Below are 16,028 nucleotides of genomic sequence, written 5' to 3'. Positions count from 1 at the left end.
TGACGTTTCGCGTTACTATCAAACGGAGAAATACGCACTAACCGATGCACGCCATTTTCACCCTTTAACCAACCAAACGCAAAATCACCTTCAATTTCTAAGGTTACCGTTTTTATACCTGCCACGTCGCCTTCTTGAAAGTTTAGCTCTTTAACTTTAAAACCGCTTTTCTCGGCATACATTAAATACATTCGCATAAGCATGCTTGCCCAATCGCAACTTTCGGTACCACCAGCACCTGCAGTAATTTGTAATACGGCGCTTAAACTATCACCTTCTTCAGAAAGCATGTTTTTAAATTCGATGTCTTCTAGTAAGTTAAATGCTTTGTCATATTGAAGTTCCACATCTTCAGCCGAAGCTTCTCCTTCTTTATAAAATTCGTAAAGAACTTCTAAGTCTTCGGTAAGGGATTTGGCTTTATTGTAATCTTCAACCCATTTTTTAGTAACACGAAGCGATTTCATAATGGCTTCGGCAGCTTTTGGGTCATTCCAGAAGTTAGGGTCGAAGGTTTTTTCTTCTTCGTTTTTTATTTCAATTAGTTTTCTATCTAAGTCAAAGATAGTGCCTAAGTTTGTCAAGGCGGGTATTAAGATCTTTTATTTGATCGGAAGTTATCATAGTCCATTTATTTTGAACAAAAATAGGATTTATAGAAGGAGAAGAAAACAATTCTTGATATAATTTTATAGCTTTACCTATATTTTTTTAATATGATAATAGACTTAAGAAGCGATACTGTTACAAAACCATCTAAAGCCATGTTAGAGGCCATGATGGAAGCCCAAGTTGGTGACGATGTTTTTAGAGAAGACGAAACCGTAAACCAATTAGAAACACGAATAGCCAAAATGTTTGGCAAACCAAGTGCCTTGTTTTTTCCTAGTGGCACCATGGCAAATCAAACAGCAATAAAACTGCATACAAACCCGGGAGACCAAGTAATTTGCGATAAATTTGCCCATATTTATAATTACGAATCTGGTGGTGTAGCCTTTAATAGTGGGGTGTCTTGTAAATTATTAGATGGCCACAGAGGCATGTTTACGGCAGAACAGGTTAAAGAAGCCATCAATCCGGAAGCTTACTATTACAGTCCTACGCGCCTTGTGGAAATTGAAAATACCGCCAATAGAGGCGGCGGTTCTTGTTGGGATTTTAATGAAATATTAAAAATCCGAGAAGTGTGCGATACATACAACTTAGGTTTTCACTTAGATGGCGCCAGAATATGGAATGCCTTAGTGGAAAAAAAGGAAACGCTTAAACAGTATGGTGAAGTTTTTGATACCATTTCAGTTTGTTTAAGTAAGGGACTAGGCTGTCCTGTGGGCTCGGTTTTAGTAGGAGATGAAGAGATAATGAAGCATGCCCTTAGAATTAGAAAAGTTTTTGGAGGTAATATGCGTCAAGTGGGCTATTTAGCTGCTGCAGGACTTTACGCTTTAGATAATAATATTGATAGATTAGTAGAAGACCATAAAAAAGCTAAGGAAATAGGGAAAGTGCTTTCTACATTATCAATTATAAAAACGGTTGAACCTATTGAAACTAACATCGTTATTTTCGAACTTAATAAGGATGTAAACGAAACCAAATTCATTCAAAAATTAAAGGATAAAAATATTCATATAATAGGAATGGGCACCAATAAACTGCGTATTGTTACCCATTTAGATTATACGGATGCGATGCATGAAATATTTATAGAAATTCTAAAAAATCTAGGAAGTCTAGAAATCTAAGAAGTCTACTTAAACATATCCATTCCTGGAATATTTGGCATGCCTTCTTTTGCAACAGCAGCAAGTTCTGCTTCATTAACATTAGTGGCTTTAGCTATGGCTTTGTTTAAAGTAAGAATTAAGTAATCTTCAAGTTGTTCTTTGTCTTCAAGAAGGCTTTCATCAATATCGATAGATTTAATCGTTCTATTGGCTGTTAATGTAATTTTTAGTTTGCCATCATTACTTTTTTCATCAATTAAAACACTATCTAAACGCTTTTTAGTTTCTTCAACTTTACGCTGGGTTTCTTTAAGTTTCCCCATCATATTCATCATATCTCCAAACATAATTTTAAAAATTTATAATTCACTACAAAGCTATTTAATTTTTATATTTTTGCCGACCTAATTTAACAATAAATATGTCGTTGAAAACTTCTCTTATTCCACCTAAGGCCGCTAAAAAACCAAAAAAACTAGTAAAACATAAAGATATTCGCATTGATAATTACTATTGGTTAAACGATAGAGGAAATCCTGAAGTAATTGATTATTTAAATGCTGAAAACGACTATACCAAACAAGAAATGTTGCATACCGAAGCATTTCAAAAGGAATTGTTTGAAGAAATGAAAGCTAGAATTAAGGAAGATGATACATCGGTTCCTTATAAATTGAATGGCTATTGGTATATAACCCGTTATGAAAAAGGTCAAGATTACCCCATTTACACTAGAAAAAAGGAAACTTTAGAAGCTCCAGAGGAGATTTTGTTCGATTGTAATGAAATGGCAAAAGGATTTGCGTTTTTCAATTTAGGAAGTATGGCTATTAGTCCAGATAATACCATGGTAAGTTTTTCTATCGATACGGTTGGAAGAAGACAATACACTATTCAAATTAAAAACTTGGTTACAGGTGAAATATTTCCTGATAAAATACTAAATACCACAAGCAGTTCTACTTGGGCAAACGATAATAAAACCTTGTTTTATTGCATGAAGGATGAAGTAACCTTACGCTCACATAAAATTTTTAAACATAAACTACATACCGATTTTAAAGATGATGTAGAAGTGTTTTATGAAGCCGATGAAACCTTTAATACATTCGTTTACAAAACGAAATCGAAAAAGTATGTGGTTATTGGTTCTTCTAGTACCTTATCGTCGGAATATCGTATTTTGGATGCCAATACACCTGATGCTGAGTTCAAAATATTTCAAAAGCGTAAACGCGATATTGAATACAGCATCGCTCATTATAATGACAGTTTTTACATCATTTCTAATTGCGATGGTGCTACTAATTTCAAACTACTAAAAACCGGTGAAGCTAAAACGGAAAAACGCTATTGGAAAGATGTTATCCCACATAGAAATGCTGTTTTACTAGAGGATATTGAGATATTTAAAGATTATTTGGTAGTTAACGAACGTGAAAACGGTTTAAATAATTTACGTATTATTAGTTGGGATGGTACCGAAGATTATTACTTACCTTTTGAAAGTGAAACCTATACCACCTATATAGGAAGTAATCCTGATTTCAATAGTGATGTGTTGCGTTATGCTTACAACTCCTTAACCTCACCAAGTTCTGTTATTGATTATAATTTCAAAACAAAATCGAAAGAAATTAAAAAAGAACAAGAAGTTTTAGGGGGTAAATTTAATAAAGAAAACTACGAATCTAGACGTATTTGGGCAACCGCTCGTGATGGGGTAAAAGTTCCAATGTCTTTGGTTTTTAAAAAGGGAACCAAACTAGACGGAACGAGTCCGTTACTGCAATATGCTTATGGTTCTTATGGATCAACTATCGATCCATCATTTTCAACAGTACGTTTAAGTTTACTTGACCGCGGATTTATTTACGCCATTGCACACATTCGTGGAGGCGAATATTTGGGTAGAGATTGGTATGAAAACGGTAAGTTACTAACTAAATTAAATACCTTTTACGATTTTATTGATTGTTCTAAATATTTGATAGAAGAAAAGTATACATCTGCAAACCATTTATATGCTTATGGCGGTTCTGCAGGGGGATTACTTATGGGTGCGGTAATTAACATGAACCCAGAATTATATCATGGTGTAATAGCAGCTGTACCTTTTGTAGATGTTGTTACAACGATGTTGGATGATACCATTCCATTAACAACAGGTGAATATGATGAATGGGGAAACCCTAACAAGAAGGAATTTTATAATTATATGAAATCCTATTCACCATACGATAATGTGGAAGCTAAGAAATATCCAAATATGTTAGTTACTACCGGTTTACACGATTCACAGGTTCAATACTGGGAGCCAGCTAAATGGGTAGCAAAGCTAAGGGAATTAAAAACAGATACAAATAAATTATTGCTTCATACCGATATGGATTCCGGGCATGGTGGGGCTTCCGGACGTTTTGAAAGCTTAAAAGAAGTAGCATTAGAATATGCCTTTTTGTTAGATTTAGAAGGAATTTGTGGTTAGTTCTAAAAAAAGTTTTACTTTTGTCAGGTTTTAAGTTACAAATATTTTTACTAATATTACCGTAACTACCCTAAAAGGCATTTATGAAACACAGAAATCAAGTCTTTGATAATGTATTAGATTTAGTAGGTAATACACCACTTATTAAACTTAATAAAGTAGCTTCTAATTTTAAAGGAAACTTCTACGCAAAAGTAGAATCTTTTAATCCAGGGCAATCTTCAAAAGATAGAATAGCAACACATATAATAGAAGAGGCAGAGCGAAAGGGCATCTTAACTCCTGGAGCTACAATTATAGAAACGACTTCGGGTAATACAGGTTTTAGTATTGCCATGGTAAGCATCATAAAGGGGTACGATTGTGTTTTAGCTGTTAGTTCAAAATCTTCTGCAGATAAGATTGATATGCTAAAAACCATGGGTGCTAAAGTATATGTATGTCCTGCACATGTAAGTGCCGACGATCCAAGATCTTATTATGAAGTTGCTAAAAGATTACACAATGAGATGAAAGGTTCGGTTTATATTAATCAGTACTTTAATCAGCTAAATATCGATGCACATTACGTTTCAACAGGCCCAGAAATTTGGAAGCAAACGGAAGGTAAAATAACACATTTAGTTGCTTGTAGTGGTACAGGAGGAACTATTTCGGGTACTGCAAAATATTTAAAAGAACAAAATCCAAATATTAAAGTAATAGGTGTTGATGCCTTTGGTTCAGTAATTAAAAAATACCATGAAACCAGAGAATTTGATGAAAAAGAAATTTATCCATACAGAATTGAAGGTTTAGGAAAGAATTTGATTCCAACAGCTACCGACTTTGATGTTATAGATGAGTTTGTAAAAGTAACCGACGAAGAAAGTGCACATACAGCTAGAGAGCTAGCTAGAACTGAAGGCCTTTTTGTAGGGTATACCTCCGGGGCTGCAACTCAAGCCCTTAAACAACTTGGAGAGCAAGGGGAATTTAAAGAAGATGATTACGTTGTGGTAATTTTTCCAGATCATGGATCACGATATATGAGTAAGATTTATAGTGATAAATGGATGCAAGAACAAGGTTTTTTTGATAGTTTGAATGAAGCCGCAGCACAAACTATTGAATACATAAAATAGCATAAAGAACTCATAAACAAGAGGTAACATTTGTTTTTATCACAAAAAGTTGTCTCTTTTTTTATTTTGTAAATAATTGAACGCTAAAAATTATGTACAAACAATATAAATATTTAATTTTGCGCGGACCGACTAAAAACTAATAAAGCTTTTTACTTCATTTTCACGTAAATAAGTTTTTAAAGAAGCAGTATATTACATTGCTTTTTTTAGTTTGAAGTTAGTTTTTAGTTTAATAGCAACACGTTTATAATAAATGAAAGATTTATTTGAAAGAATTCAAAACAATAAGGGTCCATTAGGAAAATGGGCATCACAAGCTGAAGGATATTATGTTTTTCCTAAATTAGAAGGTGACTTAGGTCCTAGAATGGAATTTCATGGTAAGAAAATCTTAAACTGGTCTATTAATGATTATTTAGGCTTAGCCAATCATCCGGAAGTACGTAAGGTAGATGCAGAAACTGCACTGCAATGGGGTGCAGCTTATCCAATGGGAGCTAGAATGATGAGTGGTCACACAAAGTACCATGAACAATTAGAAAATGAATTAGCAGCTTTTGTTAAAAAGGAATCAGCCTATTTATTGAATTTTGGTTACCAAGGTATGGTATCTATTATTGATGCTTTAGTAACTAAAAATGATATTATTGTATATGATGTTGATTCTCATGCTTGTATTATTGACGGTGTTCGTTTGCACATGGGTAAACGCTTTACTTATAAACACAACGATTTAGAAAGTATGGAGAAAAACCTGCAACGTGCTACTAAAATGGCTAACGAAACAGGTGGTGGTATTTTATTCATTACAGAAGGTGTTTTTGGAATGCGAGGACAACAAGGTAAACTTAAAGAAGTTGTTGCCTTGAAAGAAAAATATAATTTCCGTTTATTGGTGGATGATGCACACGGTTTTGGCACCTTAGGTAAAACAGGTGCAGGAGCAGGTGAGGAGCAAGGTTGTCAAGACGGTATTGATGTATATTTCTCTACATTCGCAAAATCGATGGCTAACATTGGTGCTTTTGTTGCTGCCGATAAAGATGTGATTGATTATTTAAAATACAATTTACGTTCTCAAATGTTTGCAAAATCGCTACCAATGATTCAAACAATTGGTTCTTTAAAACGTTTAGAATTGTTGCGTAATTCATCTGAAATTAAAGATAAATTATGGGAAAACGTAAATGCACTTCAAAATGGTTTAAGAAAAAGAGGTTTTAATATCGGTGATACTAATACTTGTATCACACCAGTATATTTAGAAGGTTCTATTCCTGAGGCTATGGTAATGGTGAATGATTTACGTGAAAATTACGGAATTTTCCTTTCTATAGTTGTTTATCCTGTTATTCCTAAAGGAATAATTTTATTGAGAATGATTCCTACTGCCTCTCATACTTTAGCTGATATTGATGAAACTTTAGCAGCATTTGAAGCAATTAGAGAAAAATTAGTAAATGGAACTTATAAGCAAATGGCTGAATTACATGTTGAAAATGTAGATTAAGTTATTACAGTTATATAATAAAAAAAGGGTCATTTGAAGAAATGACCCTTTTTTTATTATAAATTCTTTCTATAAGTAACTCTTCGCTTATAAACTTCCGGATTAAAATGCTTCCATATTTGATGAATAGCATAATTATCTTCTAGCTCGGGTGTTCTAACACAGTTTTCAATACCTTTTTCTTTAAAAGTTTTGTAGTATTCATTAAAAATTACGGCATGTACACCTTTGTTTTGATAATCAGGATGAATACCAATTAAGTAAAAAATAACGTCTTTACTAGTTTTCTTTGCTTTAAGAATATGAAGAAAACCAAACGGAAATAATTTTCCATTTGCCTTTTGTAAAGCCTTGGCAAAAGCGGGCATTACTACAGCAAAGCCAATTAGTTTGTCATCTTTGTCAACAATAAATTTAATATACTCAGGATTAATAAAACTAATGAATTTCTTTTTAAAATATTCTTTTTGAATATCGGTTATGGCAACAAATGATGATAATGAAGCATATGTTTCATTAAATAAATCGAACATTTTATCCGCATACGGCATCACCTCAGATGTTTTTGTTAACTGCAAAGCTTTAAGCTGATAACGTTTTTTGATGACTTCTTGAGCTTTGAAAAAGAATTCAGGTTTTACGTTTTTAAAAGGAAAGCCACTTTCAGAATATTTTTTTTCTACTGTATAATTGGCATTTTCGTAATGTTTTATATAATAGGGATAGTTATACCAAGTCATCATCGAAGAAATTCCATCAAAACCTTCAGTCATCACACCAACTTTATCCAAATTTGAAAAACCAACAGGACCTTCTGTGAATTCTAAATTATGTTCTTTTCCGATGCTTTCAACCTTATCTAAAAGCGCTTTTGATACTTCCAAATCATCAATAAAATCAAACCAACCGAAACGCATTTTTTTAACGCCCTGTTTTTCAACTTCTAAAGAGTTAATAATAGCTGCTATACGCCCAACAATGCTGTTGTTGTTGTATGCCAAAAACAACCTTGCTTCTGCATCGTTGAATACAGGATTTTCATTTTTATCAAATGTTTTTATTTCTTCACTAATAATAGGAGGTACCCAGTATTTTGAGTCTTTATATAATTTGAATGGAAACTTTACAAAAGCTTTTAAATCACTTTTTGTTTTTACTTCTTTTATTGTAATCATTAGTTGATAGTCCTTCTTTTAATTGAAATTTTGGTCTTTTCTTTTATGTTTTCTGTTGTATTCTTCAATAACATCAGTCGTTTTTTTAGATCTATTATTTCTTCTGCCAGCCTCATCTTTGGCAGAAGTACCATTATCAATTTCCTTATCCTTATGAAAATCTAAACGATAAGACATTCCGAAATTGATTCCTAATACAGAAGGCGTGTCTTTATTATTGAAGGTTAACGCAGTATCTAACTGAAAATTTTTACTCCATAAATACCCGCCACCAAATCTGAAAAGATTATCGGCATAAAAATCACTTTGAATGCCTTGGGTTTCACCAAAAATCACCCATTTAGGGCTTAATGAATGCGTTAAAGTTAAAATATATTGAAAATCGGATTGGTCGGTACCAATTCGGTCCTTAATGAAATTCATAACAAACACAAAACCTCCATTAAAATTATGTTGTGTTGCAATCATAACTTTAGGGCTAAAACCTTCAATCCCTGGGGCAGTGTATGGGTTATTTTCAGTATCATAATTAGCGCCAGCATAAACTGATACAGCGGGAATTAAAGTGCGCCATTTAAAGCGATTGTTAGCTTTCCAACTATATAAGTTTGGTTTTGCTTCTCCCTTTTTATAAGGGTCGTATACCAAATATTTTGCACCAACGGTAAGGGATTTAAAGTTTGCTCTTTTATCTTCAGCTATAACACTAGAATTATAAGTTTTTGTATCACTTTGAAAAGCCCCTTCAATATTTAGTTCCAATTCTTCCCAAAGTAAGCCATATCGTCCAGAAAAATCAACCCCGAAGCCATCAACCTCATATCTGGTTGCAGGTATGCGTTCTTCTTTTATCATATAGGGTCCTACTTCAAATTGTACAACATTAGTTCCAACTGAAAAAGCACTTCTAGATACGCCCGGCCTATTAGAATTAATAACATCGGTATATTGAGAAAAGGCATTAGTGGTAATTAAACATACTAAAAGAATTAGGGTAGATTTGATTGGGTTCATAGTCAATATTTTAGATATCGCAAATAAGATTTATTTACAGATGCTTAAAAAATAGCCAGCTAAGGCTTTCCAAATATAGATATTTTATACTTTTTTTATCATTAATGAACGTTTTTTAAACAGATAGAATTGTATTTTTGCTAAAAATTAATTTTTATGTTACAGGAAGCATCTGTAAATGGACTTATAAGAACCATATTAATAATCCTTGTTATTTATTATGGGTTAAAGATTCTTTCAAGGCTGTTTGCACCTATATTGTTAAAATATCTAGCTAAAAAAGCTGAACAAAAGTTTGGAGGTCAGTTTAGGCAGTCGCAACAAAGGCCACAGCAGGACCCGAAAAAAAGAGAAGGTGAAGTAACCATAGATAAAATGCCAAACACAAAAACTTCAAATAAAGATGTTGGTGAATATGTGGATTACGAAGAAATTGACTAATTTCACGTCCACTGTTTTTTAATTTCATTTCATGCAATTTTCAATAAAAAAAGCACTTCCACACGTTATAATTTTAGTAGGTTTTGTGATAATCTCTCTGGCCTATTTTAATCCAGTTTTACAAGGAAAACAAATATTTCAAAGTGATATCATGCAGTATATTGGCATGAGTAAGCAACAAAACGATTTTAGAGAAGCCACCGGAGAAGAAACCTACTGGACAAACAGTGCTTTTTCTGGTATGCCTACTTACCAATTAGGAGCAAAATACCCGCATAATTATATTAAAAAACTAGACTCTGTATTAAGATTTTTACCCCGTCCTGCCGATTATTTATTTCTTTACTTATTAGGGTTTTATGTGCTTTTATTGGTGCTTAAAGTCGATTTTAAATTGGCGGTTCTTGGTGCATTAGCATTTGGGTTTTCCACTTATTTAATAATTATTTTGGGTGTTGGACATAATAGTAAAGCCCATGCTATTGCTTATATGCCTTTAGTTTTAAGTGGTATTTTGCTAACTTTTCAAAAGCGATATATTGCAGGGTTTTTGCTTACGGTGGTGGCGATGGGGCTTGAACTGGTAGCAAATCATTTTCAAATGACCTATTATTTAATGCTATTGGTTTTTGTTTTAGGTATTGCTTATTTGGTTGATGCTTATAAAAAGAAAGAACTTCCTCATTTTTTTAAAACCATTGGTATTTTGGCCTTGGCAGTAGTATTAGCTATTGGTTTAAATGCTACTAATGTGTTGGCAACCCAGGAATACGTTAAGGAAAGCACAAGAGGGAAAAGTGACTTAACCATTAACCCAGACGGCTCACCAAAAGAGGTGTCTTCGGGTTTAGATAGAGATTATATAACCCAATTTAGTTACGGTTTTGCCGAAACTTTTAACTTGTTCATCCCTCGATTTATGGGTGGTGGTAATGGTGAAGATGTAGGTAAAGATTCGGCTACTTATGAAGCTTTTAGAAAATTAGGAGCAACAACAACCCAAGCAGCTCAAGAAGCTAAACGTGCACCTATGTATTGGGGCGATCAGCCCATTGTTGAGGCACCAGCATATATTGGAGCTGTTGTATTATTTTTATTTGTTTTTGCGCTATTTTTAGTAAAAGGACGTTTAAAATGGTGGCTTGTTGGTGGGGCTGTATTATCCTTATTGTTGTCCTATGGTAAAAATCTAGGGTTTTTAACCGACTTTTTTATCGATTACGTACCGATGTATAATAAATTCAGGGCTGTTACCTCCATACAAGTAATATTAGAATTGTGTATTCCTGTATTAGCTATTTTTGGGTTGGTTCGATTATTTAATAATTTTGAAAAGAAAGAAGAAAAACTAAAGGCTTTAAAATACTCGGCAATAATTACAGGCGGATTAGCGTTGATTTTCTTATTATTTAAATCGTCTTTGTTCGATTTTGTTGGTGTGAACGATGGATTTTATCGTCAAAATTACGGCGAAGCTTTTGTTGATGCTTTAAAAGAAGACCGAAAATCCATTTTCACAACAGATACTTTAAGAACCTTGGTTTTAGTATTACTTTCCGGTGGTATAATTTTTATGTTTTTAAATGATAAACTGAAGGAAAAATGGGTTATTATACTGTTTGGTGTTCTTATTCTATTTGATTTAGTTGGTGTTGATAGGCGTTATGTAAATAATGACGATTTTGTTTCGGCTGTTCAAGTGAATAAACCATTTGAAAAAACTGAAGTTGATAGCTACATCCTTCAAGATGAAGGGTATTACCGTGTGTTCGATTTAGTAGGTGGGGCAGCAAAACCTTCATATTACCATAATTCGGTTCATGGTTATAATGCCGCAGAATTAAAGCGTTATAGTGAGTTGTTTGATTTTTATGTAGCTAAAAATAATATTAATGTACTTAGTATGTTAAATACAAAATACATTATAGCTCAAGATCAGGAAGGAAATTTGTTTCCTTATGAAAATGATCAAGCTAACGGTCATGCTTGGTTTGTGAAAGAGTTAAAAGGGGTTGCTTCAGCAAATGAAGAAATAAAAGCTTTAGATAGCTTGGATAATAAAAATAAAGCTGTTTTTAATTCTAGTATTTATAAAAACTTAAAAACCAATTATACCGTCGATTCTTTAGCAAGTATAAAATTAGTGTATTACAAGCCAAATTATTTGAAATATGAGTCTGATAATTCAAACAATGGTTTTGTAGTGTTTTCAGAAATTTATTATGGTAATGGTTGGAAAACGTTTATAGATGGTAAGGAAACATCACATATGCGTGTAAATTATACACTTCGAGGCATGGAAGTGCCAGCAGGAACACATACCATTGAATTTAAATTTGATCCCGATGTTGTTAAAACTGGAAGCAGAATTGCCTTGGCAAGTTCTGTGCTATTTGGGTTGTTGCTTTTGGGAGGTTTATATTACGAATTAAAAAAGAAAACGGAGAGAAGTGCGTAAAAAAGCACTCATAATAACCTATTATTGGCCACCTGCTGGTGGCCCTGGAGTACAGCGTTGGTTAAAATTTGTAAAATACTTACCAGATTTTAATATTGAACCAATTGTTTACATTCCGGAAAACCCTAGTTACCCAATAATCGATTCTAATTTGGGTTTGGAAGTTTCTAATAACCTTACTATTATTAAACATCCTATTAAAGAGCCTTATAGGTTTGCTAATGTGTTTTCAAAAAGAACATCAAAAACCATTAGTAAAGGCATTATCTCAGAAAACAAAAAACAAAGTTTTGTTGAGAAAGCGATGCTTTATATTAGAGGTAACTTTTTTATTCCGGATGCGCGAAATGCATGGGTAAAACCATCTGTCGCTTTTCTTTCAGAATATATTTCTAAAGAGCATATAGAGATTGTAATAACTACAGGGCCACCGCATAGTTTGCATCTTATTGGTTTGCAATTGAAAGAACAGTTAGGAGTGAAGTGGTTAGCAGATTTTAGAGATCCTTGGACTACTATAGGTTATCACAAAGAATTGAAACTTACGGAAGCTTCAAAGGCAAAACACAAAGCTTTGGAGAAACAAGTGTTGCATACTGCCGACCAGTTAATAGTTACAAGTTTTACAACTAAAAAAGAATTTCAACAATTAACAAAGCAACCAATAGTGGTGATTACAAACGGGTATGATTACGAGCCTGTTGATGCATTTGAGATGGATTCTAAATTTACAATCGCTCATATTGGTTCTTTATTGTCCAAACGAAACCCAGAAGTTTTATGGCAAGCTTTAAGCAATTTAGTTAAGGAGAATCAATCATTCTCAAATGACTTTCAGCTTAATCTCATTGGGTTTGTGAGTGAAGATATACTCCAATCTATTAAAAAATACAATTTAACTGATTATGTAAATAACATAGGTTATGTTTCACATAAAGAAGCAATTAAGTTTCAAAAGAAATCGCAAGTTTTATTATTAATTGAAATTGATTCTAGTGAAACTAAATGCATAATTCCAGGAAAGCTGTTTGAGTACATGGTTTCCAACAGACCCATTATTGCCTTGGGACCAAGTGATTCAGATGTTGAAAAAATAATTAAAGAAACAAACACGGGAAGCTACTTTAACTATCATTCATATGATACTTTAAAAAAAACTATCTTAGAGCATTATAAAGCGTTTCAAAATAACACACTTCAAGTTCATCCAATAGGATTGCAAAAGTATAGCAGAAAAGCACTTACCGAAGTATTATCTAAATTAATATAATGGGCATTGTAACGTCTCAATCTTTTAAAAATACCGTAACTACCTATATGGGATTTGGTATAGGTGCCCTAAACACCTTATTTTTATATACTTATTTTCTTACTGATATTTATTATGGCTTAGTATCATTTATTTTATCAACTGCCAACATTGTGATGCCTTTAATGGCATTTGGTGCTCATAATACCATTATAAAATTTTATTCTTCATTTAAAACTAAAAATTCATTAAACAGTTTTTTAACTCTAATGCTGTTTTTGCCTTTAGTTATGATTATCCCTGTTGGATTAATAGGATGTTTTACATATGAAGCTATTGGTGAATTATTATCTCAAAAAAACGGCATTGTTAAAGGTTATGTCTGGTATATTTTTATTTCAGCTGTTGCCATGGCTTATTTTGAAGTGTTTTTTGCTTGGTCTAAAACCCAGTTACAAACCGTTTTTGGCAATTTTATGAAAGAAGTATTCCATAGGGTGGGTGTGATGTTACTTTTGTTTGCTGTGTATTTTAAATGGCTAGATGTAGAACAATTTGTTTTGGGTGTTGTTTGGGTTTATATTATTAGAACGCTGGTAATGAAACTATATGCATTTGCTATAAAATTCCCGGTACTTAAGTTTAATAGAATTGAAGGGATTCGTGGAATTTTAAAATATTCAGCATTAATAATTATTGCTGGTTCTATTGCTACCATAATTTTGGATATCGATTCGTTTATGTTGGGTATGTATATTCCTATTCAGGAAGTTGCCTATTATGGCGTGGCTATCTATATCGCTACTGTAATTGTGGTGCCTTCGCGTGCTATGCAGCAAATACTTCAACCTTTAACTGCGCAATATTTGAATGATAAAAACAAGGTTGCCTTGAATGATTTATATGTGAGAAGTTCGCAAACGTTATTCGTCATTGGTGGCTTTATCTTTATTATCATTTTAATTAATATAAATGCATTATATCTTTTAATTCCAAAAGAATTTAGTGGAGGTCTTCTTGTGGTGTTTTTGGTAGGCATTGCCAAGCTTTACGATTGCCTAATGGGATGCAACAATGTGGTGTTGTTTAACAGCGATTACTATAGAATGGTGTTGTTATTTGGTGTTGTTTTAACCATTTTAACCATATTTTTAAATATGCTTTTTATTCCTAAATACGGAATTAATGGATCGGCTTTTGCTACTTTTTTAGCCATTTTGGTATATAATTCGATAAAAATTTATTTTGTGAAAATTAAGTTTAATATGATGCCTTTTAACCTAAATACAGCAAAGGTTTTAGGAGTAATCGTGTTTAGCGTATTAGTTTTTTACTTTTGGGAATTTCCTTTTCATCCAATTATTAATATTGCTTTAAAGTCTTTATTAGCTACAATTGTTTATGTTACAATTGTTATTAAATTGAATGTTTCTGAAGATATATCAGGAATAATAAAAAAATATTTAAATCAAATTTACAACTTCTAGATATTCTATTTCGATGCCAGTTTTTACTTAGCTGGCTGGTAGAAGTTTTCAATTTTATATATCTTGAAATGTTTATTACATAGGTGATAAAAACAAAAACCCCCACGACGTTGCTTTGAGGCATACTGGTCGCAGGGATTTTCAAACTAACCAACCAACTTGGTTATAATCGTCTTCTTGATGTGTTTTCCGATCTTGAATTTTTGTTTTCAGAATTACCATTTCTACTTTGTACAGCCATTGTTTTGCTTGGAGTAGATCTTGTAACTGTTGTTCTTGTTGTTGTACGCTGGGTTACATTTGGTGTGCTTTTGTTTGAATTACTGTTGCTTGGTCTTTGGGTAACGGTATTTTCTCTTGTACGTACTATTTGCTGATTTCTAGAATTATTTGATATTACGGTTCTATTAACGCTTTCTCTATTGTTTTTAGTATTATTTATTTGAGAATTATCTCTAGACATTCTGTTATTTGATATGATATTTCTACTATCATTTCTGTTTATAGTCTGAGGACTTTTACTGTTATTATTACTGTTGTTGTATCTAGAATCATTTCTATTTACGGTTTGTGAACTTCTATTTGAAATATTATCATTACGTCTTGAATCGATATTATTAGACTCATATCTAGAGGTTGCATTTCTATTAATCTGAGTCACGTTTCTGGAACTTCTATTAACTGTTGCATAATCTCTGTTTCTAGTAATTACGTTTCCTCGTCTGCTAGCTATAGCTGTTACCGGTCTGTGATTATTGTAAAATGGTCTTGTGTAGGTGTAACGTATCGGCCTGTAATATTGTCTATAAGGTCTGTTATAAACAACACAATGGTTGTAAGATGGTACACTATAGAAACGATGCCATGGTCTATGAACATAATGTCTGTTAAACACATTTATATAACCTGTAAAGTGCGAAAACTTATTGTAATTGTTATAATAAACATATAAACCACCAACGCGTGAAACATAGCCGTTGTTATTATAATTAATGCTTACATTACCAGCTTGAACGATTCGCCCGTAATAATCATAATAAATAGGCGTATTTTCAATCTGAATTATGGCACCAAATTCATCGTATTGCACATAAGCGTTGTAATCGTATCCAGAGTTGAAACTGATGTTTACGTTCGGTGAGCCAATTGAAACATTAAAGTTTGAATTACCTCGTAAAATGTTAAAGTCGAATTGACCATCAGGGAAAACAGAAAATTCTATGCCATCTTCCACAAAAATGAAAGAGTTACCATAACCTCTGTTATAATTAGCATCATCAATATTTGTGGCGCTTACCGCAAAACCGGTAAAGATAAAACCTGCTAATAAGAATAAAATATTTTTCATG

At 32.7% G+C, this 16,028-nt stretch carries 12 protein-coding genes and 1 pseudogene; 8 read left to right on the top strand and 5 right to left on the bottom strand.

What is annotated here, in order from left to right; genetic code table 11:
- Positions 1-624 (bottom strand): annotated as a pseudogene (locus tag ABYI63_RS11290) (PCRF domain-containing protein); the annotation flags it as partial.
- 92 nt (positions 625-716) lie between these two features.
- On the opposite strand from ABYI63_RS11290, the gene ABYI63_RS11285 reads away from it, so the two are divergent.
- Positions 717-1,748: a low specificity L-threonine aldolase gene (locus ABYI63_RS11285; RefSeq protein WP_372756455.1), complete on the top strand. Its 1,032-nt coding sequence runs from the start codon at positions 717-719 to the stop codon at positions 1,746-1,748.
- Positions 1,749-1,753: 5 nt separating this feature from the next.
- Here ABYI63_RS11285 and ABYI63_RS11280 read toward each other — a convergent pair whose 3' ends face one another.
- Positions 1,754-2,077 (bottom strand): YbaB/EbfC family nucleoid-associated protein, encoded by a 324-nt coding sequence (locus ABYI63_RS11280; RefSeq protein ID WP_372756454.1) that lies wholly within the window; start codon positions 2,075-2,077, stop codon positions 1,754-1,756.
- Positions 2,078-2,151: 74 nt separating this feature from the next.
- Between ABYI63_RS11280 and ABYI63_RS11275 the strand changes: the two genes are divergently transcribed.
- The 3 genes from ABYI63_RS11275 (at position 2,152) to ABYI63_RS11265 (ending at position 6,855) form a co-directional block, all read left to right on the top strand.
- Positions 2,152-4,218, top strand: coding sequence for a S9 family peptidase (locus ABYI63_RS11275; RefSeq protein ID WP_372756453.1), 2,067 nt, complete (start codon positions 2,152-2,154; stop codon positions 4,216-4,218).
- A gap of 83 nt (positions 4,219-4,301) precedes the next feature.
- The gene (locus ABYI63_RS11270; RefSeq protein ID WP_372756452.1) at positions 4,302-5,342 is read left to right on the top strand and encodes a PLP-dependent cysteine synthase family protein; all 1,041 of its coding nucleotides are present in this window, start codon (positions 4,302-4,304) and stop codon (positions 5,340-5,342) included.
- A gap of 256 nt (positions 5,343-5,598) precedes the next feature.
- Positions 5,599-6,855 (top strand): aminotransferase class I/II-fold pyridoxal phosphate-dependent enzyme, encoded by a 1,257-nt coding sequence (locus ABYI63_RS11265; protein ID WP_372756451.1) that lies wholly within the window; start codon positions 5,599-5,601, stop codon positions 6,853-6,855.
- A gap of 56 nt (positions 6,856-6,911) precedes the next feature.
- Here ABYI63_RS11265 and ABYI63_RS11260 read toward each other — a convergent pair whose 3' ends face one another.
- Together ABYI63_RS11260 and ABYI63_RS11255 are read right to left on the bottom strand one after the other, a co-directional pair.
- Positions 6,912-8,030, bottom strand: a complete 1,119-nt coding sequence (locus ABYI63_RS11260) for a GTP cyclohydrolase (protein ID WP_372756450.1) — start codon at positions 8,028-8,030, stop codon at positions 6,912-6,914.
- An 18-nt stretch (positions 8,031-8,048) separates the two neighbouring features.
- Entirely contained in the window at positions 8,049-9,044 is a 996-nt protein-coding gene (locus ABYI63_RS11255; protein ID WP_372756449.1) for a transporter, read from the bottom strand.
- Positions 9,045-9,200: 156 nt separating this feature from the next.
- Here ABYI63_RS11255 and ABYI63_RS11250 point away from each other — a divergent pair, with 156 nt between their 5' ends.
- Genes ABYI63_RS11250 through ABYI63_RS11235 form a run of 4 tightly spaced genes read left to right on the top strand, consistent with a single transcriptional unit; the run spans position 9,201 to position 14,679 of the window.
- On the top strand, positions 9,201-9,485 hold the full coding sequence (locus ABYI63_RS11250; RefSeq protein WP_372756448.1) for a DUF4834 family protein: 285 nt from the start codon (positions 9,201-9,203) through the stop codon (positions 9,483-9,485).
- 31 nt (positions 9,486-9,516) lie between these two features.
- Positions 9,517-11,943 carry a YfhO family protein gene (locus ABYI63_RS11245; RefSeq protein WP_372756447.1) on the top strand — a complete coding sequence of 809 codons (2,427 nt, stop codon included), beginning with the start codon at positions 9,517-9,519 and terminating at the stop codon, positions 11,941-11,943.
- Positions 11,936-13,213 carry a glycosyltransferase family 4 protein gene (locus ABYI63_RS11240; protein ID WP_372756446.1) on the top strand — a complete coding sequence of 426 codons (1,278 nt, stop codon included), beginning with the start codon at positions 11,936-11,938 and terminating at the stop codon, positions 13,211-13,213. Before ABYI63_RS11245 ends, ABYI63_RS11240 begins: the two co-directional genes overlap by 8 nt.
- On the top strand, positions 13,213-14,679 hold the full coding sequence (locus ABYI63_RS11235; protein WP_372756445.1) for an oligosaccharide flippase family protein: 1,467 nt from the start codon (positions 13,213-13,215) through the stop codon (positions 14,677-14,679). Before ABYI63_RS11240 ends, ABYI63_RS11235 begins: the two co-directional genes overlap by 1 nt.
- A 163-nt stretch (positions 14,680-14,842) precedes the next feature.
- Here the strand turns inward: ABYI63_RS11235 and ABYI63_RS11230 are convergent, their stop codons facing one another.
- Positions 14,843-16,027 carry a hypothetical protein gene (locus ABYI63_RS11230; RefSeq protein WP_372756444.1) on the bottom strand — a complete coding sequence of 395 codons (1,185 nt, stop codon included), beginning with the start codon at positions 16,025-16,027 and terminating at the stop codon, positions 14,843-14,845.
- Between the last annotated feature and the right edge of the window lies 1 nt (position 16,028).

Origin of the sequence: Mariniflexile sp., assembly GCF_041583155.1 — a bacterium.
GTDB lineage: Bacteria > Bacteroidota > Bacteroidia > Flavobacteriales > Flavobacteriaceae > Mariniflexile.
The sequence above is the reverse complement of the archived record's forward strand: the minus strand, read 5'-3'. Positions and strand labels throughout refer to the sequence as shown.

What these genes read in the sequence shown, in the direction of transcription:
- ABYI63_RS11285 (WP_372756455.1), top strand. Translation starts at nt 717, where the DNA reads ATGATAATAGACTTAAGAAGCGATACTGTTACAAAACCATCTAAAGCC.
- ABYI63_RS11280 (WP_372756454.1), bottom strand. Translation starts at nt 2,077, where the DNA reads ATGTTTGGAGATATGATGAATATGATGGGGAAACTTAAAGAAACCCAG.
- ABYI63_RS11275 (WP_372756453.1), top strand. Translation starts at nt 2,152, where the DNA reads ATGTCGTTGAAAACTTCTCTTATTCCACCTAAGGCCGCTAAAAAACCA.
- ABYI63_RS11270 (WP_372756452.1), top strand. Translation starts at nt 4,302, where the DNA reads ATGAAACACAGAAATCAAGTCTTTGATAATGTATTAGATTTAGTAGGT.
- ABYI63_RS11265 (WP_372756451.1), top strand. Translation starts at nt 5,599, where the DNA reads ATGAAAGATTTATTTGAAAGAATTCAAAACAATAAGGGTCCATTAGGA.
- ABYI63_RS11260 (WP_372756450.1), bottom strand. Translation starts at nt 8,030, where the DNA reads ATGATTACAATAAAAGAAGTAAAAACAAAAAGTGATTTAAAAGCTTTT.
- ABYI63_RS11255 (WP_372756449.1), bottom strand. Translation starts at nt 9,044, where the DNA reads ATGAACCCAATCAAATCTACCCTAATTCTTTTAGTATGTTTAATTACC.
- ABYI63_RS11250 (WP_372756448.1), top strand. Translation starts at nt 9,201, where the DNA reads ATGTTACAGGAAGCATCTGTAAATGGACTTATAAGAACCATATTAATA.
- ABYI63_RS11245 (WP_372756447.1), top strand. Translation starts at nt 9,517, where the DNA reads ATGCAATTTTCAATAAAAAAAGCACTTCCACACGTTATAATTTTAGTA.
- ABYI63_RS11235 (WP_372756445.1), top strand. Translation starts at nt 13,213, where the DNA reads ATGGGCATTGTAACGTCTCAATCTTTTAAAAATACCGTAACTACCTAT.
- ABYI63_RS11230 (WP_372756444.1), bottom strand. Translation starts at nt 16,027, where the DNA reads ATGAAAAATATTTTATTCTTATTAGCAGGTTTTATCTTTACCGGTTTT.